Source organism: Mesorhizobium sp. M4B.F.Ca.ET.203.01.1.1, from assembly GCF_004791025.1.
GTDB lineage: Bacteria > Pseudomonadota > Alphaproteobacteria > Rhizobiales > Rhizobiaceae > Mesorhizobium > Mesorhizobium abyssinicae.
In genome coordinates, this window is record NZ_SRUO01000013.1 from 1 (window position 1) to 26,004 (window position 26,004).

Annotated in this window: 24 protein-coding genes; 7 read left to right on the forward strand and 17 right to left on the reverse strand. The window is 64.1% G+C overall.

Annotated features, from left to right (window positions below; all coding sequences use genetic code 11):
• Both EN846_RS23900 and EN846_RS23905 read right to left on the reverse strand, forming a co-directional pair.
• Positions 1 to 238: ATP-binding cassette domain-containing protein (locus EN846_RS23900; protein ID WP_135898713.1), on the reverse strand; the 238-nt coding region annotated here is incomplete at its 3' end.
• Between the two features lie 469 nt (positions 239 to 707).
• Positions 708 to 1,826 carry an FAD-binding oxidoreductase gene (locus tag EN846_RS23905; protein WP_128346986.1) on the reverse strand — a complete coding sequence of 373 codons (1,119 nt, stop codon included), beginning with the start codon at positions 1,824 to 1,826 and terminating at the stop codon, positions 708 to 710.
• 110 nt (positions 1,827 to 1,936) lie between these two features.
• Here EN846_RS23905 and EN846_RS23910 point away from each other — a divergent pair, with 110 nt between their 5' ends.
• The 5 genes from EN846_RS23910 (at position 1,937) to EN846_RS23930 (ending at position 8,664) form a co-directional block, all read left to right on the forward strand.
• Positions 1,937 to 2,842, forward strand: coding sequence for a LysR family transcriptional regulator (locus tag EN846_RS23910; RefSeq protein ID WP_127282713.1), 906 nt, complete (start codon positions 1,937 to 1,939; stop codon positions 2,840 to 2,842).
• Between the two features lie 90 nt (positions 2,843 to 2,932).
• The gene (locus EN846_RS23915; RefSeq protein ID WP_127391650.1) at positions 2,933 to 5,011 is read left to right on the forward strand and encodes a hydantoinase/oxoprolinase family protein; all 2,079 of its coding nucleotides are present in this window, start codon (positions 2,933 to 2,935) and stop codon (positions 5,009 to 5,011) included.
• 4 nt (positions 5,012 to 5,015) lie between these two features.
• Complete coding sequence (locus tag EN846_RS23920) at positions 5,016 to 7,001, forward strand: hydantoinase B/oxoprolinase family protein (protein ID WP_127391649.1); 1,986 nt, start codon at positions 5,016 to 5,018, stop codon at positions 6,999 to 7,001.
• Positions 6,998 to 7,300, forward strand: a complete 303-nt coding sequence (locus EN846_RS23925) for a (2Fe-2S)-binding protein (protein ID WP_127391648.1) — start codon at positions 6,998 to 7,000, stop codon at positions 7,298 to 7,300. The genes EN846_RS23920 and EN846_RS23925 overlap by 4 nt, the downstream gene beginning before the upstream one ends.
• Positions 7,297 to 8,664, forward strand: a complete 1,368-nt coding sequence (locus EN846_RS23930) for an FAD/NAD(P)-binding oxidoreductase (protein ID WP_127391647.1) — start codon at positions 7,297 to 7,299, stop codon at positions 8,662 to 8,664. The genes EN846_RS23925 and EN846_RS23930 overlap by 4 nt, the downstream gene beginning before the upstream one ends.
• A gap of 36 nt (positions 8,665 to 8,700) precedes the next feature.
• On the opposite strand, the gene EN846_RS23935 is transcribed toward EN846_RS23930, so the two are convergent.
• Positions 8,701 to 10,026: an FAD-binding oxidoreductase gene (locus tag EN846_RS23935; RefSeq protein ID WP_127391646.1), complete on the reverse strand. Its 1,326-nt coding sequence runs from the start codon at positions 10,024 to 10,026 to the stop codon at positions 8,701 to 8,703.
• 222 nt (positions 10,027 to 10,248) lie between these two features.
• Here EN846_RS23935 and EN846_RS23940 point away from each other — a divergent pair, with 222 nt between their 5' ends.
• Positions 10,249 to 10,725 carry an Lrp/AsnC family transcriptional regulator gene (locus tag EN846_RS23940; RefSeq protein WP_127283402.1) on the forward strand — a complete coding sequence of 159 codons (477 nt, stop codon included), beginning with the start codon at positions 10,249 to 10,251 and terminating at the stop codon, positions 10,723 to 10,725.
• Positions 10,726 to 10,756: 31 nt separating this feature from the next.
• Here the strand turns inward: EN846_RS23940 and EN846_RS23945 are convergent, their stop codons facing one another.
• The 14 genes from EN846_RS23945 to EN846_RS24010 form a co-directional block, all read right to left on the reverse strand.
• Positions 10,757 to 12,085, reverse strand: coding sequence for an FAD-binding oxidoreductase (locus EN846_RS23945; protein WP_127391645.1), 1,329 nt, complete (start codon positions 12,083 to 12,085; stop codon positions 10,757 to 10,759).
• Positions 12,086 to 12,114: 29 nt separating this feature from the next.
• Positions 12,115 to 12,468, reverse strand: coding sequence for a cupin domain-containing protein (locus EN846_RS23950; RefSeq protein ID WP_127391644.1), 354 nt, complete (start codon positions 12,466 to 12,468; stop codon positions 12,115 to 12,117).
• Between the two features lie 11 nt (positions 12,469 to 12,479).
• Positions 12,480 to 13,172, reverse strand: a complete 693-nt coding sequence (locus EN846_RS23955; RefSeq protein ID WP_127391643.1) for an ABC transporter permease subunit — start codon at positions 13,170 to 13,172, stop codon at positions 12,480 to 12,482.
• 1 nt (position 13,173) lies between these two features.
• Entirely contained in the window at positions 13,174 to 13,887 is a 714-nt protein-coding gene (locus tag EN846_RS23960) for an ABC transporter permease subunit (RefSeq protein WP_127391642.1), read from the reverse strand.
• A gap of 60 nt (positions 13,888 to 13,947) precedes the next feature.
• Positions 13,948 to 14,766 (reverse strand): transporter substrate-binding domain-containing protein, encoded by an 819-nt coding sequence (locus EN846_RS23965; protein WP_127391641.1) that lies wholly within the window; start codon positions 14,764 to 14,766, stop codon positions 13,948 to 13,950.
• Between the two features lie 40 nt (positions 14,767 to 14,806).
• Positions 14,807 to 15,583, reverse strand: a complete 777-nt coding sequence (locus EN846_RS23970) for an amino acid ABC transporter ATP-binding protein (protein ID WP_127391640.1) — start codon at positions 15,581 to 15,583, stop codon at positions 14,807 to 14,809.
• A 463-nt stretch (positions 15,584 to 16,046) separates the two neighbouring features.
• Complete coding sequence (locus EN846_RS23975) at positions 16,047 to 16,526, reverse strand: Lrp/AsnC family transcriptional regulator (RefSeq protein WP_127391639.1); 480 nt, start codon at positions 16,524 to 16,526, stop codon at positions 16,047 to 16,049.
• Positions 16,527 to 16,604: 78 nt separating this feature from the next.
• Positions 16,605 to 18,260 (reverse strand): ABC transporter ATP-binding protein, encoded by a 1,656-nt coding sequence (locus EN846_RS23980; protein WP_127391638.1) that lies wholly within the window; start codon positions 18,258 to 18,260, stop codon positions 16,605 to 16,607.
• Positions 18,257 to 19,108, reverse strand: a complete 852-nt coding sequence (locus EN846_RS23985) for an ABC transporter permease (protein ID WP_135913929.1) — start codon at positions 19,106 to 19,108, stop codon at positions 18,257 to 18,259. The genes EN846_RS23980 and EN846_RS23985 overlap by 4 nt, the downstream gene beginning before the upstream one ends.
• Positions 19,105 to 20,055: an ABC transporter permease gene (locus tag EN846_RS23990; RefSeq protein ID WP_127393186.1), complete on the reverse strand. Its 951-nt coding sequence runs from the start codon at positions 20,053 to 20,055 to the stop codon at positions 19,105 to 19,107. Before EN846_RS23990 ends, EN846_RS23985 begins: the two co-directional genes overlap by 4 nt.
• Positions 20,056 to 20,143: 88 nt before the next feature.
• Positions 20,144 to 21,754 carry an ABC transporter substrate-binding protein gene (locus tag EN846_RS23995; protein ID WP_127393185.1) on the reverse strand — a complete coding sequence of 537 codons (1,611 nt, stop codon included), beginning with the start codon at positions 21,752 to 21,754 and terminating at the stop codon, positions 20,144 to 20,146.
• A 64-nt stretch (positions 21,755 to 21,818) separates the two neighbouring features.
• Complete coding sequence (locus EN846_RS24000) at positions 21,819 to 22,541, reverse strand: HAD-IA family hydrolase (RefSeq protein ID WP_127393184.1); 723 nt, start codon at positions 22,539 to 22,541, stop codon at positions 21,819 to 21,821.
• Between the two features lie 240 nt (positions 22,542 to 22,781).
• The gene (locus EN846_RS24005) at positions 22,782 to 24,155 is read right to left on the reverse strand and encodes an aspartate aminotransferase family protein (protein WP_127393183.1); all 1,374 of its coding nucleotides are present in this window, start codon (positions 24,153 to 24,155) and stop codon (positions 22,782 to 22,784) included.
• Between the two features lie 10 nt (positions 24,156 to 24,165).
• Positions 24,166 to 25,005: a GNAT family N-acetyltransferase gene (locus EN846_RS24010; protein ID WP_127393182.1), complete on the reverse strand. Its 840-nt coding sequence runs from the start codon at positions 25,003 to 25,005 to the stop codon at positions 24,166 to 24,168.
• 321 nt (positions 25,006 to 25,326) lie between these two features.
• On the opposite strand from EN846_RS24010, the gene EN846_RS24015 reads away from it, so the two are divergent.
• Entirely contained in the window at positions 25,327 to 25,995 is a 669-nt protein-coding gene (locus EN846_RS24015) for a haloacid dehalogenase type II (protein WP_127393181.1), read from the forward strand.
• Positions 25,996 to 26,004: the final 9 nt, after the last annotated feature.

The window sequence follows — 26,004 nt, forward strand, 5'->3', positions numbered from 1 at the left end:
CCATCGCAACGTTGCGCCTGCCCGGCGCAAGGTTCTCCGAGCGCACCCCGTCGATCGTCAGCGTGCCCACGTCAATGCTTTCGAGGCCGGCGATCATGCGCAGCAGCGTCGTCTTGCCGGAACCGGAAGGACCGAGAAAGACGACCAGTTCTCCCGGCTCGATGTCCAGGCTCACGTCACGGATCACTTCGACGGCGCCGAAGTGCTTTGATACGCCCGAAAGCGTGATTCCCGTCATGCTGGCGATCCTTCTTTCCTACATAATTTCGGATAAATACCCGATGTCAAGGAATGTTGAGCTACGGCACAATGGGCGCCTCATTCCTGGCCCGCGAAACAGCTGCCAACTGTCCTGCCAACAAGTGGGCGGTTTAGGAGGTTCGCCGGATCATACGAGATCATACGAAGGAAATCGGTTGGCGAACCAGCCGCCAACGTATTGATTTTATGTCGGAAAACGATGACCCTCCGGGCCCGCCATTGTCGTTGTTATCAATGGCTTAGTCTTGATTTCTTCTCTCAAATCGCCTTTCGGCGAACCTCGGCGCATCGTGTTGATTTTGTTGACTTGCGGTGGGCCGCTGAGAGCCAGCAAACGAACGGCGGTTTTGCGTCTCATATGGGCCGGTGCGGTAAGGTTCCGGCGTTTCCGAAAAACGGTCATTGCTGGTGGCCTTGGGGAGGCCAATCGTAGTCAATTCAGTTCGTCAGGCAGCGCGGCTGAAGCGGTCGATCCTGAAATCATTGAGCGGCGTTTCGCAACGGCCGGTCGTGATGAGTTCGGCCATGGCATCGCCGACGCCGGGACCGAGCTGGAAGCCGTGTCCGCAGAAGCCGAAGGCGTGGAACAGGCCTGGCGTCGTCGCCGAGCATCCCATCACCGGGAGCATGTCCCGCACATAGCCCTCGCAGCCGGACCAGGTGCGGATGACCGCGACCTTTGCGATTGCCGGCAGCAGCCGCGCGACGGCGCGCAACTGTAAAGGCAGGCGCATGGGGTCGGCTCTTGCATGGCCGGGTTCGAGATCCACCGGCACCCTTTCGGCCGCGCCGCCGAAGACGATGTTGCCGCGCTCGACCTGGCGCAGATAGGCGCCGTACTCCTTGTCGCGGGTCCAGATGCCGACTACGGGGAGAATTCTGTGCGGCAGCGGCTCGGTCACGCCCATCTGCGGGCCGCGGGCCTCGAGCGGGACCTCTTCGCCGAACTGTGCGGCGATGCGCGCGCCCCAGGCGCCGGCGGTGTTGAGCAGGCACTCGGCGGCGAACGCACCCTTCGAGGTGGCGACGTGGAAACCGGAGTTATCGCGGCTGACGCTCTCGACCTCGGCTTCCTCGATGATTTCTGCGCCCAGCCCGCGGGCCGCCTCGGCAAAGGCTGGCGCGATCAGCCGCGGATTGCCGCTGCCGTCCCGCGGCGAGAACGACGCAGCGATCGCTTCGGGGCCGAGGCCGGGAAAGCGGACACGGATCTCGCGCGGGGTCAGTTCCTCCAGCTCGAGCCCCCAGGGTCGCGCCGTGTCGGCATAGGCCCGCATGTCGGCGAGACCGCCCTCATCGAAGATCAACCGGATGTGTCCGGTGGCGCGGAACTCCACGTCACGGCCAAGCAGCCTTTCGGCCTCGCCCCACAGCTTGAGCGAGCGGTGGGCCAGCGGAAGCTGGGACAGATGGCGCCCGGTGCGTCGGATGTTGCCGAAAGAGGCGACGGTTGCTCCTGTGCCGATTCGGTTGCGCTCGATCAGCGTCACGCGCGCGCCGCGCCTGGCCAGGAAATAGGCCGAAGCCGTCCCCATCAGGCCGCCGCCCAGCACGATCACATCCATAGCGGCCCCTCGCAAACAGTGCCCGAATTTCGACCGATCTTGTCGACGCCGCGCCGATGCGTCAAAGATGGGTTTGGACGAAAACCATAAGCTTGACCTATGGAGTGACAATGCGGGCGCGGCAGCTCGAAGTGTTCATCGCCGTCATGCGCGCGGGCACCGTGACCGCCGCGGCGCGGATGCTGAACATCTCCCAGCCTGCGCTCAGCCAGATCCTGCTCCACACCGAGGACGAACTCGGCTTCACGCTGTTCGAGCGCGTCAAGGGACGGCTGCGGCCGACGCCGGAGGCGCTTGAGATTTTCGCCGATGCCGAAAGGCTGTCGGCGGGGCTGGAGGGCTTGCGGCGCAAGACCACCGACCTGCGCCTGGGTCGGGCTGGCCTCGTGCGCGTTGCGGCCTCGCCGCCGCCGGCCATGGCGATATTGCCGCGCGCTTTCACCAGTTTCCGGGCGCAGCATCCAGGCATTCTGCTGCGTTCCCACATGGCGCCGATCGCAGCCATCGTCGACATGCTGCGCGCCGGCGATGCCAGCCTGGGCGTCGCCTTGGACGACCGCCTGCCTCCCGATATCGAGGCGGAGGTGATCGGCAGTGTCGGCTTCGCCTGCCTGCTGCCGGCCGGGCATCCGTTGGCCAGGAAAGCCGAGTTGACGCTCGCCGATCTCGCCGGAGAGGAGCTGATATCCTATCGCGGAAACACCCGTCCCGCCGACGAACTGGCCCATGCGGCCCGCGCGCAGGGCGTGGCGCTTTCGCCCTCGCTCGAGATCGACGTCTCCATCTCCGCCGTCGGCTTCGTCCAGGCTGGTCTCGGCATCGGGCTCGTCGACGCCCTGCTGCCTTGGCGCCAGTTTGCCGGGCTTGCCGTCAGGCCGCTGGCAGCGGGGCCGGAATTTCCCATCGCTCTGCTGACCTCGCGCACACGCGCCCTTGCACGGGCCGACGAGATGATGCGCGACCAGATCCGCGCCGCCTGCTCCGCCGTTCTGGGCGGCGACAAGGCAAAGGCATAAGCAAACCTTATATGCTTGCCCATCATCCATCTTGGACCCAGACCGGCCAGCCGTGCCAGCTTTCTGCAGGCAGACAGGAAGGGACGCACCATGGATGGGGTCATCACTGGGGATGAGGCGCAAAGCGGAACCGACTGGAAGGTCGGCGTCGATATCGGCGGGACTTTCATCGATTTCTGCGCGCTCGAGGCGAACTCGGGACGCGTCGCCTCCCTGAAGGTGCTGACGACGCCGGAGGACCCGGGCGCCGAGCTGATGACGGGCCTCACCCTTCTCGCCGAACGCGAAGGCTTCGATCCGACCCATATGACACGCTTCGTGCATGGCACGACCGTCGGCATCAACACCATCATTCAGCGCAAGGGCGCGCCACTGGCACTGTTCACCAATGCCGGCTTCGAGGACGTCATCGAGCTGGCGCGGCTTCGCATGCCGGACATGTATTCGCTGTTCTGCGCGCGGCCGGATCCGCTGATCGCGCGCGACATGGTGTTCGGCATTCCGGCCCGCTTGCGTGCCGATGGAAGCGAATCCCAGGCACCGGACATGGCGGCGGTGGAGCGTGCCGTGATGGCGGCAAAAGCGAACGGCGCGCAGGGGATTATCGTGTCCTTCCTCCATGCCTGGCGCAACGGCGCGCAGGAAGCTTCGGTGAAGTTGGCGGTCGCGCGCCTTGCGCCTGATCTCTTTGTCTTCACCTCGGCCGAGGTCTGGCCGGTCATCCGCGAATATGAGCGCAGCTCGACCGCCATCCTCAACGGCTATGTTCATCCACGCGTCTCTGGCTACCTGACCGCGCTGGAAGAGCGGCTGAAGCGTCGTGGCGTGCCGGCCCGGCCGATGCTGACCAAGTCGAATGGCGGGCTCATGAACGCCGCCGAAGGCAAGCGCGCCTGTGTCAACATGCTTTTGTCGGGAACGGCCTCAGGCGTCATCGGCGCCTCGTGGCTGGCGCGCCAGGCGGGCGAAGACAAGGTGCTGACCCTCGACATCGGTGGTACCTCCGCCGACTTCGCGCTGATCATCGGCGGCGAGGCGCAGTTCGGCACCGGCGAGTTGATCGGCGAATTTCCGCTCCACATCCCCTCCGTGTCGGTAAGCTCGATCGGCGTCGGCGGCGGCTCGATCGCCAGCGTCGATGCGCAGGGCGTGCTGCGGGTCGGACCGGAATCGGCGGGTTCGACGCCGGGGCCGGCATGCTACGGCCGTGGCGGCACGCAGGCGACGGTGACGGACGCCATGGTGGTGTGCGGATGGCTCGGTCACAGCGAGATGGCCTATGGCCAGCTCCGCATCGATACCGGGCTGGCGCATAGCGCGGTCGGCGAGCTTGCCGCCCGGCTCGGCCGCCCGGTCGAGCAGACCGCGCAGGCGATCCTCGACATCGCGGTGTCGGAGATGTTCGTCGAGGTCGAGAAGCTGGCCTCGCGCGCCGGCGTCGACCTGCGCGAATTCACGCTGATGCCCTTCGGCGGCGGCGGCCCGATGCTCGGCGCCTTCCTCGCCCGCGAACTCGGCATGAAGCGCGTCATGGCGCCGCGCCGCCCCGGCGTGGTGTCGGCGCTGGGCGGGCTTGTGGCGGACCTGCGCGGGGATTTCATACGCACCATCTTCAGCCCGCTGACGGCTGCGTCGCTCCCCGAGATTCGCGAGGCCTTCGATGCTCTCGCGCAGGAGGGGCGCGATTGGCTCGCGGCGCAGGGCCACGACGCGGCGGCTGAGCTCACTCTCTCCTGCGACATGCGCTATCTCGGCCAGAGCTACGAGATCGAGGTCGTCCTTTCACCGCAATGGCTGGCGGACGCCGACCCGGAGGCAATCGAGCAGGCATTCCACCGCACCCATGAGCAGCTCTACGATTTCCACGACCCGGACGGCGAGATCGAGCTTGTGAACGTGCGGCTGTCCGCCATAGGCGCGGGGCCGAAACTCTCCTTCCCGGAGACAGACGAGATCGGCGCCGCCGCCATTCCGGCGCGCCGCCTTCCGGTCTACACGGGCGCGAGCCTCGAAGTCGTGGACCTCCACGACCGGCAGACCCTGGTGCCGGGCACCACCTTCCGAGGGCCTGCCGTGGTCGTGCAGGAAGACACCACCTTCGCCATTCCCGCGGGAGCGCAGGCGCGCGTCGACCGCCACCTCAACCTTCTGCTGACCTTCGCGGAGTGACGCCATGTTTGACCGGACAAACCTGCAGGTTCTGGCGAACCACGCCCGCGCGGCGGCCGAAAACATGGCCCACACGCTGCACCGCACCGCGCACTCCGCCTTCGTCAAGGAGACGCAGGATTTCACCGTGATGCTGATGGACCGTGCGGGGGCGACCTTCGCCGTGCCGATGGAACTCGGCGCCACGTGGTATCCGGGACTTTCCTACCACCGCGCGATCGCGATGGTCGACGACTACCGACCTGGAGACGTCGCCTTCACCAACGATCCCTATTCGGGCCACGTCGCCACGCACGCCCCCGACACGCATCTGTGGAAGCCGGTCTTCGTCGACGGCGAGATCGTCGCCTGGACCGGAGGTCACATCCACAACACCGACATGGGCGGGGCGGTGCCGGCTTCGCTCAGCCGGGCGCTGACCGAAATCCATCAGGAAGGCATCCGCTTCCCGCCGATGAAGCTGGTGCGGGAGGGCGTCTTCGACGAGACGATCCTGCGCATCATGAGCACCAATGTGCGCAAGCCCGACCTCAACATCGGCGACATCAAGGCGCTTGTCGGCGCGCTCAACACCGGCGAGCGCAAGATCCAGGCAATGGTGCGGAAGTTCGGCAAGGCCGGCTTCATCGAAGGGGTTGCCGCGCTTCTCGATCATGCCGAGGCGCAGGCGCGCGACGTGCTGCGCGCCATGCCCGACGGCACCTGGGAATTCGCCGACTATGCCGACGAGGATTCGGTCGAGGCCAATCCCTGCCGGCTGAAGCTGACACTGACGATCAAGGGCGACGAGGCAGTGCTCGACTTCACCGGCTCCGATCCGCAGTTGGGCTCCTCGCTCAACGTGCCTTCAGGTGGCGACCCGCGCCACACCATGCTGTTGGTCGGCGTCTACTACGTGCTCTACACGCTCAACTCGAAGATCCTGCTCAACACCGGCCTTACCCGGCCGTTCACCTGCATCACTCCCGAGGGATCGGTGCTGAACCCGGTCCATCCGGCAGCCGTCGGCATGCGCTCGCTCACCTGCGCCCGGCTGCGCTCCGTCATCTTCGGCGCCTTCTCGCAAGCAGTGCCCGAGCGTCTGCCCGCGGCGCCGGCCGGCAACAACTGCATCGTCAACGTCATGACTATCGACGAGCGCAGCAGCCGCACGGTCATCGCGGCGGTTAACCCGGTGGTCGGCGGCGGCGGTGCGATGCCGCATCGCGATGGGACCAACGGATCGGGCGCCGATGCCGCCTATCTCAAGAACACGCCAATCGAAATCACCGAGACCGAGACCCCAGTCGAATTCGTGAAATATGGGCTCGCCAGGGACAGCGGCGGTGCGGGCCGCTGGCGCGGCGGGCTGGCGACCGAGATGGCCTTCCGCGTCTTTGCCCCCGACTCCAGGATCACGGCGCGCAACCGCGACCGCAGTTTCTTCCGTCCCTGGGGCGTGCTGGGCGGCAAGGCGGCCGGCCTGTCGGACATGGTCGTCAATCCGGGCACCGAGCACGAGCGGCGGCTGGGCAACATCGACACCGCGGTGCTGCAGCCCGGCGACCTGCTCGATATCCGCTCCGCCGGAGGCGGCGGGCGCGGCGATCCGCACCTGCGCGAGCCCTGGCGGGTCGCGCAGGACGTTCGGCGCGGCTATGTCTCAGAGGCATCGGCGGAGCGCGACTATGGCGTCGTCCTGCGCGGCGGCGAGGTCGACGAGCAGGCGACGGAAAGGCTGCGCGCGCGGCACAAGCCGTCCGTCGGCCATTTCCATTTCGGTCCAGAGCGCGACGGCTACGAGGAGCAATGGACCCCTGCCGCCTACGACCGGCTCACCGCCATACTGAGGGACCTGCCGATCCACTGGCGGTTCTTCGCCAAGACCGAGATCTTCCGGCGCATGAAGGGGGGCTCCGGGCCGGAGGGCGTGCAGGCGGCCTTCGATGCGGCGTGCGAACGGTTCCCCGAACTGCCGCGTCCTCGCCCGGTGCGGGAGGCCGCTGAATGATCAGCGCCGGCCGCATCGTCCGGCTGGCCGAGCGCGACCGGGTAGAGGTGCATTTCGTCCTCGATGGCGAGATGCGCAGCGCGCTGGCCGGCGATACCTTGCTGACCGCCATGCTGGCGTCGGGACGAGCCTTGCGAAAGTCCGAGTTCGGGCCTGAACCCCGCGCGGGCTTCTGTTTGATGGGAGCCTGCCAGGATTGCTGGGTCTGGCAGGAAGAGGGGCCGCGCCTGCGCGCGTGCACAACCCCTATCGCTGAGGGCATGCGGCTGCGCACGACACCGCCGGAGAGCTGGCCGTGAGTGACGCTTCATCGCCGAAGATCGTGATCGTCGGCGCCGGTCCGGCTGGCATAAGGGCGGCGGCGGTGCTGGTCGAGGCCGGGCTGCACCCGATGGTGATCGACGAAGGTAATCGCGCCGGCGGTCAGATCTATCGTCGCCCGCCGGACGGATTTACCCGCACGCCGGAGCAGCTCTACGGGTCGGAGGCCGCGAAGGCGCGGGCGCTGCATGCGCTGTTCGACCGGTTGGTCAAGGATGAGCGCCTCACCCATTGCGCGGCGAGTTCGGTCATCGCCGCGCGGGACGGTCGGCTGCATGTGCTGGGGCAGGGCGGCATGCAGCTAGTCAGCTATGACCGCCTGATCCTTGCCACCGGCGCATCCGATCGCGTCGCTCCGGTCCCCGGCTGGCAGAGCGCCGGTGTCTACAGCCTCGGCGCCGCGCAGATCGCGCTCAAGGCGCAGGGCGTGGCTCTAGGGCGGCGGATCGTCCTGATGGGATCGGGGCCTTTGCTGACGCTGGTCGGCGCCCAACTCGTCAAGGCTGGGGCGGATGTGGCGGCGGTGCTGGATACATCGTCCTGGCGCCAGCAGATGCGGGGATTACTTGGGCTCGCCGCCCGGCCGCTGGTCGCGCTGCGCGGTTTGGCGCTGCGGGCGAGGCTCGGCGGTCGTTACCATGCGGGGGTGACGCTCGAACAAATCGAGGCCGACGAACAAGGTGTCATCGCGATGCGTTGGCGCGACGCTGGCGGCCGCGAACACGTCACGCGATGCGACATGATCGGCATGGGCTGGCACTTGCGTGCTGAGACCCACTTGGCCGACGTCGTCGGGTGCGCCTTCGCCTATGACGCGCAGTGGCGGCAATGGCTGCCGAAGGCCGATGCGATGGGCCGTGCCGGGAATGGCGTCTACCTTGCGGGCGATGGGGTTCGGCTTCTGGGAGCGGACGGCGCGGAGATTGCCGGGCGCCTTGCGGCGGCGGCGTGCCTTGCCGATCTCGGACAACCGGCGCCGTCGGCCAGCACCGATCTGAGCGAGCTCGCGCGGCTCGAGCGCTTTGCCCGCGGTCTGGCCCGCGCCTTTCCCTGGCCGGAGGCGATGGCGCGGGTGCTCCCTGACGACGCGATTGTCTGCCGCTGCGAGAACGTGACTGCAGGAGACATACGCCATGGCGTGGCTTTCGGCGGCTGCGAGGCTAACAGGGTGAAGTCGCTGTCGCGCGTCGGCATGGGGCGCTGCCAGGGGCGCTACTGCCAGTTGGCTGCCGTCGAGCTTGTTGCGGCACAGGCCGGCTGCACGCCCGGCGCCGTCGGCCGGTTTCGCGGACAGGCTCCTGTCCGACCGGCGCCTATCGGCGCTTTTCTGCGGAACGGCTGACGCAATTGCGGATGCCGCGCATTGATGAGGGTCAATCTAGAATTCGGCAACCTTGCCCCAGGCGGAGGCTTCGAAGCGGCGCGGATCGTAGGATGTCGGATCGACGATCGGTTCCGACCCGGTCACCAGATCGGCGACGAGATGACCGGCGCCGGGCCCGATGCCAAAACCGTGTCCCGAAAATCCGGCGGCGAGGAAGAAGCCCGCAACGCTATCGATCTCGCCGATGGCGGGCACGCCATCCGGCGTGCTGTCGATGTAGCCGGCCCAGGCAGCGCTGATCTTCGTCTTTCTGAGGTCGGGCAGAAGTTCAAGCGCGCGGGCATGGGTCAGACGGATGGTGGCCCGGTCCGGAGCCGGATCGAGGATGCGCATGCGCTCCATCGGCGTCGGCTGGTCGAGCCGCCAGCGCTGCAGCGTTTCGTGCCCCGAGCGCACGCCTTGCAGTCCGCCGGGCGCGAGGCTGCGCCACCGCTTCAGAAACATGGGCAGGAACTGCGACGAGAAGCGCAACTGCTGCGGCGTCACGTCGACGCGGCCGCGCCCGCTGATGGCAAGCGTGTAGCCGCCGTCGCCGCGACGCGTGGCCGAGATCCTCGCCGTGTGCAGCGCATCCGGCAGGCCTTCGGCGCCGGGAGAGACGGACAGGATGGAGGAACGGATCGACGCCTGCGGAAAGCGGAAACCGAACTGCCGGCAAAAGGACGACGCCCAGGCGCCGCCGGCCATGACCGCCACTTTCGTGCGGATCGTTCCGCTTTCGGTGACCACGCCGCTCAGGCGTCCGCCCTCGGTCTCGATGCCGCGCGCGGCGCAATTCTGGTGAACGGTGCCGCCGAGCTTGAGGATGGCGCGGGCGACCGCGGGCGCGGCCCGCGACGGGTCGGCGGTGCCATCGCTCGGCGAGAAGACGCCGCCCTTCCAGGTCCGGCCCGTGGCGCCACCCCGCTCGCTGGCCTCGGCGCCGTCGAGCATATGGGTGGTCACGCCGGCCGTCCTTGCGAAGTCGCGCCAGCGCGCCCAGCCGGCCAGTTCCGCCTCGTCATTGCTGAGATAAAGCAGGCCGCAGCGGCGAAAGCCGGTGTCTTCGCCGGTCGCCGCCGCAAAGCTGTCCCACAGATCGAGGCTGCGGGTCGCCATCGGCAGTTCGCGGGCGTCGCGGTTCTGCTGGCGGCACCATCCCCAATTCCTGGAGGATTGCTCGGCGCCGATGCGTCCCTTTTCGACAAGCGCGACCTTCATGCCGCGCCTGGCAAGATAATAGGCCGCGAAGACACCGACGATGCCGCCGCCGATCACCACCACGTCCGCGGATTGCGGCAGTTTGCCAGATGTCTCGATTTGCTGCAGTGGCGCGCGCATGGTCTCTCTACCTTCACGCGCCAATCTAACGCGTTGCGCAGGCAGCCGCTGCCGCAGTTGAAGCCGAAGCAGAATTTTATTTCGGCTGCTCGGTCGAAATCGGAACTCGCTGCGTTTCAAAGCGGTGCCCGCTCGGATGGACTGGCCCGCGGGCTGTGGTAGTGTCAAGGCTGTTGGTACGGCAGCATTTTGTGCTGTGGCATGCGATCTTTGGAGACGGCCATGAAACTGGATCGGATCGACATCAAGATTCTTCACGAATTGCAGAAGAACGGCCGCATCACCAATGTGGAACTGGCCGACCTCGTGCATCTGTCGCCGAGCCCTTGCCTGATGCGGGTCAAGAAACTGCAGTCGGAAGGCTACATCGAGGGCTATTCCGCGCAGATCAACATCGGCAAGCTCGGCCAGACGCTGACCGTGTTCACCGAGATCACCTTGAAGAACCACCGCCAGGTCGACTTCGCCCGATTCCTCGCTGTCGTCGAGAAGATCGACCAGGTGATCGAATGCCACCTCGTCTCGGGCGGCTACGATTACCTGATGAAATTCGTCACCGCCGGCATCGGCGAATACCAGACGATCATGGAACGGCTAACCGACATGGATATCGGCATCGACAAGTATTTCTCCTTCGTCGTGCTGAAGTCCCCCATCGTCAAGGCGCACATGCCGCTGCCCAGCCTGTTCCCGATGTGAGGCCTTACGCGCGATCATCGAAATAGGAAGGTCAGCCTTTGGGACTCTCCTTCTTGCCGCGCATGGCGCGTTTGTCCCTTCGTTCATAGAGCGAATAAACCAGTGGGATGAACCAAGGCTTGCCACGGTATAGAGGCACTGCCTTCGGTGGCGGATCGAAGTCGAAAGCCGACTGAGCCCTCTCTGTCTGGCCAAGGAGCTTGAAGGCGGCCTTCTTGCCGAGCCAGCGCGCCCAAACCACACCGGAACCGCAGAAACCGGTGGCGTAGACCGTATCGCCAACCGTAAACATTCGCGGAACCATGTCGCGGTTCATCGCGACTTGGCCGAACCAGCTATGCGTTATGCCCACCTTTGCCAGTTCGGGAAAAATACGCCCAAGCTCCGAGCGCAGATGTGTGGTGGGCGCCAGCGGATCCCCTTCCGTCGTGCCGTCGCGTCCGCCGAATAGAATGCGCGTGCCATCCGGCGACGGTCGGTAGTAATAGCTGAGCTGTCTCGTGTCGCCGTGCATCATCTTCTTCGGCATCAGCCGGTCCATCACGCTTTCGCCCAACGGCTCGGTCGCTATGATGCGGCTCCGCACCGGCACGAGGCGACGGCGCAGCCAAGGATCGAAGCCGTCCGTGTAGGCGTCGGTGCATACCAGCAGCTTTTTCGCCGACACCTCGCCGCGTGACGTTGCGAGGCGCACACCACCAGCCTCTTGGCTGGTCCCCAGAACCGTCGTGTTCTCGTGAATGATGGCATCGGTTGTTCGGGCGACCCGCAATATGCCCGACAGCAGTTTGGCGGGATGAAGGCCTCCGATGTCCATCCGTACGAAGCCGCCGGCGTAGAAGTCCGTGCCGATATACCGCGATACTTCCTTGCGGGGGACCGCCGACGTCTCAATCCCGAGGAAACGGTTTAAAAACTCGGCGTGGCGGCTGAGTTCATCACATTCGCGATGGTTTACCGCGCCATCGAAGAGACCCGAGAGGAAGAAGTCGCATTCCACCCCTTCGGTTTCGAGGAAGGCTGCCAGGTCCTGTCGCGCCGCCTTTCCTTCCGCCAGGATGCCATCGGCCCGAGATTGACCGAACCTGCGGATCAATTGCTTGCGGCTCGGCCTTATGCTGCCGCTCGCCATGCCGCCGTTTCGGCCTGACGCGGCCTGCCCGATAGCTTGCCGGTCGAAAAGCTGGACGCTGCGTCCGGCTCTCGCCAGTTCGATGGCCGCCGACAGCCCCGCATAGCCGCCGCCGACGATGGCGACATCGCATCGGGGGACCAGCGGCACCACAGGCAAGGCAGAAAATGCGCAATCGTCCCACCAGTATGGCGTGGCCTTGAACGGACGCGAGGTGGTCGTATCCATGCTGTGCATCTGTGATCCGATCAACGCGCTCAATCGCGCGAGACCCAGAGCTTGCGGGTGGCTTCGATCACCCGCCAGACGCCCGTGAATCCAGGGTGCATCACGAAGGCGTCGCCTGCCGAAATGCGGCGCGGCTCGAACCCGTCCTCGATGAGTTCCGAAACTCCCGAAAGGATGTAGCAGACTTCGAAGGTTCCGCCTTTTATGGAGCGATAGGCGCCCGGCGTGGCCTCCCATACACCGGCCCGCACTTGGCCGTCAGCGGTTTGCGCGATATCCCAAGTCAGGAAACGGGGATCACCATCCACGCGCCGTTCCGGCAGCGGTTCGCCTTTCCTGGGTTCGGGGAGCTTGTTCTGATCGAAAAAGGTAAGCTTGGACATGGGGCACCCTTTCAGCGCGCGGCATGCCGCTCGAAAGACAGGCGCCTTTCGATGGCATGCAGAGCAGTCAGACAGACGACGTTGATTGCAAGGTAGAAGACGGCGGTGATGACGAAGATTTCCATGATGGCGAACGTCTCGCTCATCAGCCGTTTGGCATAGCCGGTGATTTCAAGCACCGTTATGGTGGAGGCAAGGCTTGACTCCTTGATGATGACGGCGACCTCCGTGCTGTAGGAGGGCAGGGCCTGGCGCAGCGCCAAGGGGAACTTGACGCGGTGAAAAACCACCCAGGCGGACATGCCACATGCCTGCGCCGCCTCGATCAGTCCGCGCGGCAGCGACAGCAGCGCCGTACGGAAGATCTCCGCCGTATAGGCACCGGTATTCAGGATGACGGCAAGGATGGCGGCATGCAGGCTGTCGCCGATCAGCCACCACAAAACCGTATTGTGACGTATGAAGCCTATCTGCGCGAGGCCGTAGTAGATCACAAAGACCTGCACGAGCATCGGCGTGCCCCGGAACACCGCGCAGTAGAAGTCGGCGCATTTGCGGACGATGCCGCGCCGGGACATGCGGGCGGTTGCCATAAGTATGCCGAACGGCAATCCGATGCCGACCCCGAAAAATGCAATCAGCAGAGTCGTCTTAACGCCGACGAGCAGAAACGGAACCGCATAGGTGACGATGCTGAAGTCCATCCTAGCCTCTGGTGAATCCGCGATTGAAATGTTTTTCGACGCGGTTGAACAGAACCTGGCTCGCCACGGTCATGCCGAAAAACATCGCTGCCGCCATGCAATAGAACAGCAGCGGCGAGCGGGTGATTCCCGCGGCGACCGCTGCGGCTCGCATCAGTTCCTGCATGCCGACGACGGATACGAGCGACGTGTCCTTGATCGTCATCTGCCAAACGTTGTTGATCCCGCCCAGAGCCAGCCTGAGAGCGAGCGGCAGGGTCACGCGGGAGAAGGTGACGCGTGGCGACAACGAAAGCGATCGGGCCGCCTCCAGAAGGCCGGCGGGAACTGCCTGCAAGGCGCCTCGTATGACTTCTATCGAGTACGCGCACGAGATCGCGGCGATAGCCGCGATGCCGATGATCAACGGATAGGCATTTTCGGCGCTCTCGGCGTAGCCGAATGCCGAGGCAATTTTCTGCACCCAATCGACGGAGCCGAAGAACAGCAGATAAATGACCAGTAGCCCCGGAACGCCGCGAACGACGATGCTGTAGGCATCGACAAGCTGTGACAAAGCCGGAACCCGGCGCCAACGAAGGATGGCAAGAGGTATCGCCGTCGCCAGCCCTATGACCGCGCCGAGAAAACCGATCAGAAGCGTTATTCCGGCGCCGCGCAGCAGCGCGAGGAGCCAGCCCTTCTCGATCATCAGCACCCAGATATCGTGCAACATGAAGACCATTCCATCAGGTCGTCGCGGCATTGCCGCGACGGCCTGTTCCCCGTTGGATGACTACTTCTTGCACGCGATGGTGTAGTCGTCCTTGAACCAATTTTCCGAGGCAGCCTTCACCTTGCCGCTGTTGATCATGGCGCAAAGCGCGCTGTCCAGCTTGGCCTTCAGTGCGGAGTTGCCCTTGCGCAAGCCAACACCCATGCCGTAGCCCAGCGCCTCGTGGTCGTCCGCTCCGGTGACCTTGACGTCGATGCGGGCGAAATTTGCGCCTTCAGGCGTGCCGAGGAAATCGACCCAGGTCGGGGAATCGCCGAATGCAGCGTCAAGCCGGCCTGCCGCGAGATCGGAATTCTGCTGGGTAGTGGCGTCGTAGGTCTTCAGATCCGCAGTCGGAATATGTTTCTTTATGAACTGCGCGTATGTGGTGCCATTCACAACGCCTATGGTCTTGCCGGCCAGCGCCTTCTCGATTTCCGCAAGACTCTTCAGCCCAACGGACGGAGAATCCTTCGGAACCACAAAATACTGCGGTGTGGTTGCGTAGGGGACGGAGTAGTCGATCTTCTTCTTTCTCTCGTCGGTGATGCCGAGACCCGAGATGATGACATCAAAGCGATCGCTGTCCATCGACGGAACCAAGGAACTGAACGTCTGCACCACGAATTTGCATTTGACCTTGAGCTGGGCGCAAATGCCGTTGGCGATATCGGCGTCGAAGCCGGTAACGTTGCCGTTGGCGTCGGCCATGCTGAACTGCGGGGCATCGCCTTCGGTGCCCACGCGTAAGACGCCGTCCTCGGCCCATGCGACGCTTATTGCCGCCGCCACCATCAGGCCGGATAGGCAGATTAAGCGAAGTGTGTTCTTTACGAGCATTCTGAGTTACCCCTCTTTGCTTTCTGTTTGATGGCCGCCATCAGGCGGCAGTTGGAATAACGCTGGATAGGAACCGGTTCACCGCCTCGGATGCGGGATTTCGAAACAGTTCTTCCGGCACGGCATCCTGCTCAACGATACCCTTGTGCAGGAATATCATTCGGTTCGACACCTCCCGCGCGAACCTCATTTCATGCGTGACGAGGAGAATGGTCGCTCCCTCGTCGGCAAGCGTTCGGATGACCTTCAAGACCTCGCCGACCAACTCGGGGTCAAGCGCGGAAGTTGGTTCATCAAAAAGCATCAGCTTAGGCTGCATCGCCAAAACGCGTGCGATCGCCACGCGCTGCTGCTGCCCACCCGAAAGCTGGCTTGGATACCGGTGGCCAAAGTCGGCCATGCCCACCTTGGATAACGCCGAAAGCGCTGTTTCATCCGCCTCCCGCTTGCCCTTCCGCAGTACGTAGATCAGCGCCTCGGTTACGTTCTCAAGTACGGTTCGATGTGGCCACAGGTTGAAGCACTGAAACACCATTCCGATGCGGCGACGGAAAACTCTGATATTGGTCGCGTTGACGATTTTCGTTTCGTGGCTTTCGTTCTGCGACGCGGAAATCGCATCGCCCATCACCTCGATCTCACCCGAACTCGGGGTCTCCAGAAAATTGATGCATCGTAGCGCGGTGCTCTTTCCCGAGCCGGAAGAGCCGACCAGCGAAATGACCTCGCCTTGCCGCATCTGGAAGCTCAGCCCGTTGAGAACGCGGGCCGCGCCGAACGCCTTGCGAAGTTCGTGAACTTTCAGAACGGGAGCCACGCCGAAGCACCTCCTGTCCGTGCCGTGGTGAAGGGATGTAGAGCCGATCGACGGTCCATTTCGGCGACATCTTCGCTGGTAGTCATTCTCGGATCCCTAGGGGGCATCGCAGAAACAAACGAATTTCGGTTCGACGAAATCCGGCGACGGATGATGTCGCGACCCCTCCCGTTCAAGGCCGACTGCTTCCAGCTGCATTCCACCCTCAAGGATTACAAAACGTGACCTCAGCTTATGTCCGTCGGGGCACGCAATTCCGTCTTATTCAATTGAATTTCCGCAGAATTCCTGCCAATTCTAGGTTTGTAAGAGGAAACGCTCCGAACGCGTCGGACTCTGACCGCGACTGGGTAGACCAGTTCTTCGGATCGGCGCTCACCTCGCGCCCATTTTTCGCGGCACGTTCTTGCAGAGATTCAGATCACGGGCTGCCTGCACGCCGTTGACAGGCCTAAACGCATAATCAATCAAGAAAATGCTCGAAATCGATTGGCATGGAAAACCCAACCTTCACTCGATCCATGACAACCATTGTCTTGAACCCCTTGATGTCGTGATTTTCGTAGAAAAATCTCCGAGTAAAAGCTTCATAATCTTCCATGCTTCGGGATGTGACAATGAGAACGAAATCTGCTTCTCCCGTAACGTAGTAGCCGTTCATCACTTCCGGAGTCTGGCGGATCGATTGTTTGAAGCGGTCGACGATGTCAGCCCGTTCGCGCTCGAGCGAAACCAGCACGAGCATCGCAATGGGCCGGCCGACAGTCTTGGGTTTCACGATCGAAACGTCAGCTTCGATTGCTCCCCCTACCCGAAGCCGTTTGAGACGACGCTGGACCGCCGTTGCTGACAGGCCGACCAATTGGCCAAGCTCTTCCGTGCCGTGGCGATTGTTGGTCTGCAGAATATTAAGCAAGCGAGAGTCCAGTCGATCAAGCTTCATTCTGCCTGCCTGCGCGTTGATCTGGTGACACAATCGTGGCTGAAAAACTTGCCGTCACCCCTCAGTCTTCCGATGTAGTCAGCAATGGCCGTATTGGCTGACGAGCTCGGGGTCGCGCACCAGGCCGTCGAGCCAGGTCGGATCGAGCTTCGGCACCGAAGAGAACAGTAGCTTGGAGTAGGGGTGGGCGGGCGCCTTCACCTTGTCTGGCGTGATCTGCTCCACCCGCTGGCCATTGTACATGACCATGATCTCGTCGCAGATGGCCTCGACGACGGAGAGGTCGTGGCTGATGAAGATGTAGGAGAGCCCCAGCTCGCGCTGCAGCTCCTTGAGCAACTCGATCACGGCGGACGCCACCACCGTGTCGAGCGCCGAGGTGATTTCGTCGCAGATGATGAGCTTGGGGTCGGCCGCCAGCGCGCGCGCGAAATTCACGCGCTGCTTCTGGCCGCCCGAGAGCTCCGATGGATGCCGGTAGCGCAGCGCCCTCGGCAGGCGCACCATGTCGAGCAGTTCGTCGACGCGCTTCGAGCGCGCCTGCCTGTCGAGCCGGTGATAGAAGGCGAGCGGACGGGCGATGATGTCCTCCACCGGCTTGGCCGGATTGAGTGCGGTATCGGCGTACTGGAACACGATCTGCATCTCGCGCAGCTGGTCCTGGCTGCGTTTCCTGGCGGCGCGCTGCAGGTCCTTGCCATCGAAGACGATGTCGCCGGCCGCGGCCGGATGGATGCCGGCGATGACGCGCGCCAGCGTCGATTTTCCGCAGCCGGATTCGCCGATGACGCCGAGATTGCGCCCCTTCTCGACGACCAGGCTGACGGAATCGACCGCGCGGATAAGCGGCAGTCCGTCAGCCCGCATCGCGCCATAGCCGGCCGTCACGTCGTTTATACGCAGCAGCTGCTTCGTCCCGGCATCCGCGTCGGCTTGCCCTTGCCGCGGCTTCGGTTCGAAGGCGGCCAGCAGTTCGCGCGTATAGGGGTGCCGGGCAGCTGACAGGATTGCCGCTGTGGTGCCGGTTTCCTGCACCTCGCCGCCCTTCAGCACCACGATGCGGTCGGCGATCTGGGCGACGACCGCGAGGTCGTGGGAAACATAGACACCTGCGATACCGCCCGCCCGCATGACCGACTTGAATGCCTTCAGCACGTCGATCTGCGTCGTCACGTCGAGTGCCGTCGTCGGCTCGTCGAAGATCACCAGCTTGGGATCGCCGATGAGCGCCATGGCCGCCGACAGCCGCTGCAACTGACCGCCCGAAACCTGGTGCGGATAACGGGCGCCGATCCCTTCCGGGTCCGGCAGCGACAAGGCCCTGAACAGCTCGACGGCGCGTCGGCGGGCCTGTTCGGGCGGCATCAGCTTGTGGATGCGCGTGACCTCGATGACCTGCTCCATGATGGTGGAGGAGGGGTTGAAGGAGGCGGCTGCACTTTGCGGAACATAGGCAATGTCGGTGCCGCGCAGCCTGGCGCGCTCCTTTTCGGAAAGGGCGGCCATGTTCTTGCCGTTGACGTTGATCTCGCCGCCGGTGATCCGGCAGCCGGGCCGCGCATAACCCATCAGCGAGAGCGCCACCGTAGTCTTGCCGGAGCCGCTTTCGCCGATCAGGGCGACGATCTCGCCGTCGGCTATGTCGAGGCTGACGCCTTTGATGATCTCGACAAGCCGTCCGGCGTCGGTCGTCGCCTCGATCCTCAGGTTCCTGACCTCGACGAGATTGCTCATGCGTCCCGGTCCCTGATCTTCTGCGGCAGGTTGTCGATCAGCAAGTTGACGCTGATGGTGAGGCTGGCGATCGCCAGCGAAGGCACGATGACGGCGGGCGCCGCGAAGGGCAGGCCGCCGATGTTCTCGCGCACCAGCGCGCCCCAGTCGGCGAGCGGCGGCTGCAGGCCGAGCCCAAGGAAGGACAGGCCGGAGAGCAGCAGAACGATGAAGACGAAGCGCAGGCCGAAGTCGGCGAGCACCGGGCGGATGATGTTGGGCAGGATCTCGGAGCCGATGAGATAGAGGGTGCTCTCGCCGCGGACACGCGCGACGGTCATGAAGTCCATGGTGTTGATGTTGACGGCGAGCGCGCGCGCGAAGCGGTAGGCGCCGGGGATATAGATGACGGCGAGCGTCAGGATCAGCACCGGAATCGACGAGCCGACGGCAGCGACGACGACAAGGCCGAACAGCTTGCTGGGGATGGAGTTCATGGCGTCCAGGAAGCGGCTGAGGCAGGTGTCGAGCCAGCCGCCGGTGACGGCCGCTATCATACCCAGCACGACGCCGGAAAAGCAGGCGATGGAGACGGCCGCAAGCGATATGCCGACTGTGTAGCGCGCGCCCATCAGAACCCGAGAGAGCATGTCGCGCCCGAGATAGTCCGAGCCGAGCCACAGCCCCTGACGCATCGGGCCGAAATAGTCGTCGTCGACGATGTCGCCGATGGGATGGGGAATGATGTAAGGCGCGAAGATCGCGATCAGTGTCCACGCCAGGATGACCAGCGAGGCCACGACGCCGACGAGGTTGTAGCTGTGGCCCAGGAAGGATCGTCGGGAGGTTGTCGTGAGCGCTATCGTCATCTCAGCCTCGGGTTGGACATGATGGCGACGATGTCGGCGGCCGTGATGAGGAGAAGATAGCCGAGGCAGAAGATCATCGCGCAGCTCTGGATCAGCGGCAGGTCGCGGGTCGCGACCGCATCGACCATCAGCTTGGCGATGCCCGGATAGTTGAAGATCGTCTCGACGATGATCACGCCGCCGACCAGATAGGACAACGAAAGCGCGATCGCGTTGACGATCGGCCCGAGCGCGTTGGGAAGCGCGTGCCGCAGCACCATCCGGCTGCGCGAGGCGCCTTTGAGGAGAGCCATCTCGACATAAGGCGTGGAGAGCGTTTCGATTACCGCGGCGCGCGTCATGCGGATCATCTGGGCGGAGATGACGAAGGTGAGCGTGATCACCGGCATTGCATAGATGCGCACGAGATCGGTCAGCGAATGCGCCTCGTTGACCGACGACAGCGCCGGCAGCCATCTGAGATAAACGGCGAAGAGCAAGACCGCCAGCGTGGCAACCATGAACTCCGGCACGGAGATGACGCCGATCGAAAGCACAGTGACGGTGCGGTCGTAGACGGAGCCGCGCAACATCGCGGCGGTGATGCCGAGCGTCAGCGCCAGCGGCACCGAGAGCAGCGCGGTGATGCCGGCGAGCTTCATGGTGTTGACCAGGCGCCCGCCGATCAGAGCCGCAACAGGCATCTCATTGGCATAGGAGGTGCCGAGGTCGCCGTGGAGCAGGCCGACAAGCCAGCGCAGGAAGCGCAGGATCGCCGGGTCGTTGAGATGCATGGCCTCGCGCAGGCCGGCGACCGCCTCGGGAGTCGCCGCCTGGCCGAGCAGGATCGACGCGGTGTCGCCAGGCAGCATGCTGGTGGCGAAGAACACGGCGAACAGCACGATCAATAGCGTGATGGCCGAGATCCCTAGCCGCTTCAGCACGAGGTTGAGAACCCCAGACGTCATTGAAAGCGCTCCCTGCGGTGCGTTCGGCCAACCATCTTGCGCAATGCAGCGCCGGGGGACCGGCTGACCGGCCCCCGGCAGTCGCCCCTCAGGCTTCGAGCCAGAGATATTCCGCCATTGCGTAGCCCATCATGCCACCAAGCGGGTTCGCCTCCAAACCCTTCACCTTGCTGGAGAGGGCATCGACGTTGGAGATGTAGGCCGGGATGATGGTGCCGGCCTCCTCGGAGACCATGACCTGCATCTGGTTGTAGATTTCCTTGCGCTTGGCCTGGTCGAGCGAGCCGCGCGCCTCGACAAGAAGCTTGTCGAACTTCTCGGACTTGTACTGGCTTTCGTTCCAGGGCGCGCTGGAAGCGTAGAGGAGCGAGAACAGGATGTCCGGCGTCGGGCGTGGATTGATGTTGCCGAAATGGATCGGCGCCTTGAGCCAGTAATTGTCCCAGTAGCCGTCGGATGGGACGCGCTGGACGTCCAGCTTCATGCCGATATCCGCGCCGGCGGCCTGGATGATCACCGCCATGTCGATCGACGAGGTCGCGGCGTCGGACGCGATCACCGGTATGGACTGGCCGAGCAGGCCTGACTTCTGGAAGTGGAACTTGGCCTTGTCCGGGTCGAATGCCTTCGGCTTGATGTCGGCGTTGTGGAAGATGTTCGCCGGCGAGACAGGTTGATCATTGCCGACCTCACCAAGGCCGCGCAATGCCGATTTGACGATCTGCTCGCGGTTGACGAGGTACTTCATGCCGGCCACGAAGTCGGCCTTGCTGCCCGGTTCCATGTCGAGCCGGATGTTGAGGTCCGTGTAGTTGCCCGCGGTCGTCTTCGACAGTTCGAAGCCCTGCTGGCTCTCCAGGAGCTTCATTGAGCGCGGATTGATCGATGCGGCAAAATTGATGTCGCCGGAAAGCAGGGCGTTGACGCGAGCGCTGTCGTCGGTGATGGCGATGAATTCGAAGGAGTCGAGATAGGGCTTGCCCGACTTCCAGTAGTTCTTGTTCTTGGTGACGACCGAACGCACGCCGGGTTCGAACGTCTGCAGCACGAAAGCGCCGGTGCCGTTGCCTTTGGAGAAGTCGGTGGTGCCGTCCGCCACGATCATGAAATGGTGCAGCGCCAGGATGGTCGGGAGGTCGGCATTCGGGTCGGCGAGCGTGATTTCGACGGTCGACTTGTCGACCGCCTTGAAGCCGGTCATCTGCGCGGCGATCTTGGCAACCTTGGAGCCGACCGCTTTGTCGAGATGGCGCTTCAGCGAGTAGACGACGTCGTCGGCCGTGAGGTCCTTGCCGTCGTGGAAGGTGACGCCCTTGCGCAGCTTCACGGTCCAGGTCTTGGCGTCCTTGCTGTCGAAGCTCTCGGCCAGCTCCATCTGCGTGACGCCATCCTTGTCGAGGAAAGTCAGGCGGTTGTAGAGCGAGCAGCAGCGGACATAGTCGGTGGAGAGCGACGCCTTTGCCGGATCGAGCGTGTCGGCGGTCGAGGACGACCAGCCGGCCGCCTTGAAGCTTCCGCCGGAAACCGGCTCGGCGGCGACGGCCTGGCTGGCGCGGCCAAGCACCAGGCTGCCCACGGCGACCGCGGCGCCACCGGCCAACAGCATCTTGAGGAGTTCGCGGCGGCTCGCGCCCCGCCGGATGGCGTTCTCGACCATGGCGTCGTCTGCGCTGGTCCAGTTGGTGATCTTGTCGGTCATGTCATTCCCCTTTCTGTTTGTTTGGTCGGCATGCTCGTCTTGCTGCGGCTGTCCGGGCTTGGGTTCAGGTTCGTTCCTTCAGGCTTTCCCGAACGGCCGCCGCAAGGGAGGCCATCGAGGTGAAGTGGTAGTCCGGCACGGTGAAGCGCTCGGGCTCGATCGTGCCGCCATAGCCCTTCTGGGCATGCCGGCGTTCGATCCAGCAATTGGTCAGGCCAAGTGCCCGGGATACGCCGATGTCGTGATGCTGGCTTTGCGCGACGTGCAGGATGTCGTCCTTGCTGTCGCCCCTTGAGGCGACGAAATCGAAGACCTTCTGGAAGAACGCCGGATCCGGTTTCTCCGTTCCGGTATCGTCGGCGGTGAAGGTGGCGAAGAAGGGCGATCCGAGCTGCTTCTCGAAATGGTCGAGGGCCCAGCGTCGGGCATTGGTCGTGGCAATCAGCTTGTGGGATTTCGCGAGGTCCGCCAATGCCGCCGCGCTGTCGGGGAAACCTTTCCAGACGCTGGCGGAATCGCGCAGGCGGACGCCGAATTTCTCGTCTGCCGGCAGGCCGAGCTGCGGCGCGATGACCATGTACACACGCACCAGATCGTCGGGGAACAGGCCGGCATCGGGCATGTAGCGGGCCTGCCGGTAGAGGGCCAGCGCGGCTTCGCCATCGATGGAGACGCCAGCCTCGGCGGCAATCCCGGCCAGGCTAGTCGTGATGCCGCCTTCGAAGTCGATCAGCGTGCCGACGACATCGAAGGTCATGTACTTGAATTCGCTGAAAGCCCTGGCCAAGAAACTAGCTCTCCTCTGCGCGATACCGGATTGCATGGTGCTGAACAGAACAAAATTCCGTGCTGTCCAAGGCGTTGGCCCTTTTCGAAAGCCCATAAATCCGCGCTTTCTGGCCTTGTCTTATAAGCAGTCTGGCACTTCCCCCGCGCTGGATTCGCCGAAAAGGCGTGAGGGGGCGGCACAAAATTGCGAAATCGTCTGCCCCGGCGATATTTCGAGATACGAAAAATTCGGCGCCCGTCATGCCAGGGCCTGACGGACGTCGGGATCGTCCAGCGTCTGGTCGAGCGTGAGGCGCGTGCGCTCGATGATAGCGTCGACGTCGTCGTCGGTGCAGCAGAGCGGCGGCGCATAGCCGAGGACACCGTTGGCAAAGGCGCGGATGATGAGACCGTTGTCCCACGCCCGGTCGAAGACGCGCCGCGCCGGCATGGCCGACGCCGGAAGCGGTGTCTTCTTCGTCTTGTCGACCACCAGCTCGATCGCGGCCAGCATGCCGCGACCGCGCACATCACCGACGAGCGGGTGGTCGCGCAGGCTTGCCAATCCTGTCATCAGGCGGGCACCGGCCTTGATGCCGTTCTCAAGAAGGCCGTCTTCGTAGAGCTTCAGCACCTCGAGCGCGACGGCGGCGCTGACGGGATGGGCCGAATAGGTGTAGCCGTGGCCGACCGCAGCGGCGCCCGCGCCGTCGGCGATGACGTCGTAGACATGATCGGCCATGAAGACGGCGCCCATCGGGACATAGCCGGAGGTCAGCCCCTTCGCGGTCGTCATGAAATCGGGAACGATGTCCTCGTCCGTGCAAGCGAACAGGGGTCCCGTGCGCCCGAAGCCGGTGATCACCTCGTCGGCGATGAACAGGATGCCGTACTCCCGGCAGAGCTCGCGTATCGCCTTGATCCAGCCCTTCGGTGGGACGATGACGCCACCCGAGCCCTGGATCGGCTCGGCATAGAAGGCGGCAACCCGCTCCGGTCCGATCTCCTCGATCTTGGCCTTCAGCGCGGCCAGCGATGCGGCGATGATCGCGTTGCCGTCCTCGCCTACCGGATTGCGATAAGGGTAGGGCGAGGGGATCTTGTGCTGCCATTCAAAGGGAATGCCGAAACCGGCGTGAAAGGCGGGCAGCGCGGTCAGGCCGGCGCCGACCACCGATGAGCCGTGATAGCCGTGCTCGATGGAAATGAACTGGTCGCGTTTCGGCTCGCCCCTGGCACTCCAGTAGTAGCGGACGAAGCGGATGGTGCTGTCGACCGCGTCCGAGCCGCCGAGGGTGAAGAAGACGTGATTGAGGTCGCCCGGAGCGCGCTCGGCCAGTTCCGAGGCGAGGCGAATGGCCGGTTCCGAGCCGAGGTCGAAATAGGCGGTGGCATAGGGCAGTTCGCGCATCTGCCGGGCCGCCGCCTCGACGATGCTGTCGTGGCCGTAGCCGGCATTGACGCACCACAGCCCGGCGAAGCCATCGATCAACTGCCGGCCGGATGCTTCGGTCACGGTGGCGCCCTTGGCCGATTTCAGGACACGCACGCCGAGCGCCTCATGGCCGCGGTATGAGGAGACCGGATGGACGAGATGGGCGCGGTCGAGTTCGATCAGGGAATTGGCGAGCATTGTTGTCCTCCTAGCCGAGCGCCTGGTTGGCGAGGGCGTAAACTTTTGGCCTGGCCTGTTCCGACCCCGGCTTGGGCGGACGGTCCATGGCCACGCCGCCGCCGACATGGACGAGGCCGATTTCGGTGAGCCAGCCATCGATACCGGTCCGGCTGTCGGTATCCACGCGCAGGAAGGCGCCGCGGCGCGGCGCGGCGAAAAAGCTGATCAGGTCTTTCGCGGCCTCGGCGCTTGCCGCGATGACCGGGCCGATCACCTCGCCGCGCCCGAAGGGACGGATCGCCGCATAGGCCTCGATGGCGCCGTTGCGGCGGATGATTGCGAAGTGACCGCGCTCGGCCAGCGCATCGATCAGGGCTTCCCGGTCGGCGCCATAAGCGTCGCGATCGAGCGCCTTGATTTCCGGCAGATCGCCAATGCTTGCGGCTTCAACGCCGTCGGGCGCGTCAAGCTCCGTCACTTTCCCCTGATGCTGCAGGATCGCACCGGAGCGCACGAAGCCGAGCTTTTCATAGAGCGGCTCGCCATCGGCCGTCGCGACGAGCCGCAGCGGACGGTCGCCGGCAAGGGCGATCGCCTGATCCATGAGTCGGCGCCCGAGCCCCTGGCCCCGCACATTCCTGTCGACGATCACCATGTTGATCATGGCGCAATCATTGCCATAGGGCGTTACCAGGATGGTGCCGGTGACACGGCCCTGGTCGTCGAGCGCGACCGCGCCGCTCGAGAGTTGCAGCGCCATCTGCCAGTCCTGCGCGCGATGCGGCCAATTCTCCTGGCGAGAAAGCGCTACCGCACCCTCGATATGGTCCGGCCCGAAGGCCTGGAGTTCGATCTCGCCCTGCTGCATGAGGCATCCTTTCGTCTGCTGATCAAGTCTCGGCCATCGGCGCGCCGCAGATCGTCTGAAGGTTTTGGCCTGGACAGTATCTTTCGCCGTAGCGCGAGGCATGCGCCGCATCTTGTGCTGGCGCGCCCGCCGCGCCGGACGCGCTTCACGTCTCGCGCGACGACGTAATCGCCACACCAGATGCTACAGCGTGCCAAACCGGATGGCGGATACGGAACTTTCTGCTTTCGGGACGCCGATTTCGGTCAGGTCGGCCGCCTTCTGCCGTCCTATGATGAATTCATCCGAACGCGGATGTGCTTCCACCGGAGATCGACGGACATGGCTTCCTTCAGGCCCAAATACATCACCTTCGACTGCTACGGCACGTTGACCAATTTCCAGATGGCGGAAGCCGCACGCGACCTCTACGGCAGCCGGCTCGACGAGCCGCGCATGCAGGAGTTCATCAAGAAATTCGCGGCGTACCGGCTGGACGAGATCCTGGGCGACTGGAAGCCCTATGCCGATGTCGTCCACAACGCGCTCGAGCGTTCCTGCAAGCGCAACGGCGTCGCCTTCAGCCCCGACGACGCGAAGATGGTCTATGAGCGCGTCCCGACCTGGGGGCCGCATGCCGACGTTCCGGCCGGCCTGGCGAAAGTCGCCAAGGAAATTCCGCTGGTCATCCTGTCCAACGCCATGAACGCGCAGATCATGTCCAATGTCGAGAAGCTCGGCGCGCCGTTCCATGCCGTCTACACGGCCGAGCAGGCGCAGGCCTACAAGCCGCGCTTCAAGGCCTTCGAATATATGTTCGACAGGCTGGGCTGCGGTCCGGAGGACATCCTTCACTGCTCGTCGTCATTCCGCTACGACCTGATGTCGGCCCATGATCTCGGCATCAAGAACAAGGTCTGGGTCAACCGCGGCCACGAACCGGCCAACCCGTACTACGGCTATGTCGAGATATCAGACATTTCGGGTCTTCCAGGCGTGGTCGGTCTCTGAACAGGGCGG

Bases quoted from the DNA above. Each gene is read 5' to 3' on its own strand.
- EN846_RS23905 (WP_128346986.1), bottom strand. From the start codon at position 1,826: ATGGATGTGATCGTGCTGGGCGGCGGCCTGATGGGGACGGCTTCGGCC.
- EN846_RS23910 (WP_127282713.1), top strand. From the start codon at position 1,937: ATGCGGGCGCGGCAGCTCGAAGTGTTCATCGCCGTCATGCGCGCGGGC.
- EN846_RS23915 (WP_127391650.1), top strand. From the start codon at position 2,933: ATGGATGGGGTCATCACTGGGGATGAGGCGCAAAGCGGAACCGACTGG.
- EN846_RS23920 (WP_127391649.1), top strand. From the start codon at position 5,016: ATGTTTGACCGGACAAACCTGCAGGTTCTGGCGAACCACGCCCGCGCG.
- EN846_RS23925 (WP_127391648.1), top strand. From the start codon at position 6,998: ATGATCAGCGCCGGCCGCATCGTCCGGCTGGCCGAGCGCGACCGGGTA.
- EN846_RS23935 (WP_127391646.1), bottom strand. From the start codon at position 10,026: ATGCGCGCGCCACTGCAGCAAATCGAGACATCTGGCAAACTGCCGCAA.
- EN846_RS23940 (WP_127283402.1), top strand. From the start codon at position 10,249: ATGAAACTGGATCGGATCGACATCAAGATTCTTCACGAATTGCAGAAG.
- EN846_RS23945 (WP_127391645.1), bottom strand. From the start codon at position 12,085: ATGGATACGACCACCTCGCGTCCGTTCAAGGCCACGCCATACTGGTGG.
- EN846_RS23950 (WP_127391644.1), bottom strand. From the start codon at position 12,468: ATGTCCAAGCTTACCTTTTTCGATCAGAACAAGCTCCCCGAACCCAGG.
- EN846_RS23955 (WP_127391643.1), bottom strand. From the start codon at position 13,172: ATGGACTTCAGCATCGTCACCTATGCGGTTCCGTTTCTGCTCGTCGGC.
- EN846_RS23960 (WP_127391642.1), bottom strand. From the start codon at position 13,887: ATGTTGCACGATATCTGGGTGCTGATGATCGAGAAGGGCTGGCTCCTC.
- EN846_RS23965 (WP_127391641.1), bottom strand. From the start codon at position 14,766: ATGCTCGTAAAGAACACACTTCGCTTAATCTGCCTATCCGGCCTGATG.
- EN846_RS23975 (WP_127391639.1), bottom strand. From the start codon at position 16,526: ATGAAGCTTGATCGACTGGACTCTCGCTTGCTTAATATTCTGCAGACC.
- EN846_RS23980 (WP_127391638.1), bottom strand. From the start codon at position 18,260: ATGAGCAATCTCGTCGAGGTCAGGAACCTGAGGATCGAGGCGACGACC.
- EN846_RS23985 (WP_135913929.1), bottom strand. From the start codon at position 19,108: ATGACGATAGCGCTCACGACAACCTCCCGACGATCCTTCCTGGGCCAC.
- EN846_RS23990 (WP_127393186.1), bottom strand. From the start codon at position 20,055: ATGACGTCTGGGGTTCTCAACCTCGTGCTGAAGCGGCTAGGGATCTCG.
- EN846_RS23995 (WP_127393185.1), bottom strand. From the start codon at position 21,754: ATGACCGACAAGATCACCAACTGGACCAGCGCAGACGACGCCATGGTC.
- EN846_RS24005 (WP_127393183.1), bottom strand. From the start codon at position 24,155: ATGCTCGCCAATTCCCTGATCGAACTCGACCGCGCCCATCTCGTCCAT.
- EN846_RS24010 (WP_127393182.1), bottom strand. From the start codon at position 25,005: ATGCAGCAGGGCGAGATCGAACTCCAGGCCTTCGGGCCGGACCATATC.
- EN846_RS24015 (WP_127393181.1), top strand. From the start codon at position 25,327: ATGGCTTCCTTCAGGCCCAAATACATCACCTTCGACTGCTACGGCACG.